This window comes from Paenibacillus medicaginis, assembly GCF_042138635.1.
Classification (GTDB): domain Bacteria; phylum Bacillota; class Bacilli; order Paenibacillales; family Paenibacillaceae; genus Paenibacillus; species Paenibacillus medicaginis.
The window spans coordinates 1-338 of the sequence record NZ_JBHIRY010000108.1 but is presented as its reverse complement, the minus strand read 5'-3'; the positions used below and the strand labels follow the sequence as shown (position 1 = coordinate 338).

Annotated in this window: 1 pseudogene; it reads right to left on the bottom strand. The window is 46.2% G+C overall.

The annotated features are described in order from the left end of the window. A pseudogene (locus ACE5LO_RS27860) lies at positions 1-338 on the bottom strand (RNA-guided endonuclease InsQ/TnpB family protein); the annotation flags it as partial.

The window sequence follows — 338 nt, the reverse complement described above, 5'->3', positions numbered from 1 at the left end:
ACGCTAAACCGATCATCGTTCAAAGAGTAATCTCGATGCCATACCAGATCATATTCAGGACGTTTGAATTGGACCAGGCTCCAATCGTGTCCGTTGGATCGGGCAGAGGTATAGCGAGCGATAACGGTTCTGATCACCGATTGCGCCATTTGGCTTTTCAAACCAAAACGACTTCGCAGCTCTCGATAATACAAATCATGGAGTGCACGCTGACGTAATTCCTTGGTTTGAAAGACCAGTGCAGAAAGATAGTTGCATGCTTCGCGGTAGGTATGGATGGTCTTGGTGAGCATTTCTGTATGCTCATGCGGGACATCGATTTGGATTTTTGCTGTAAT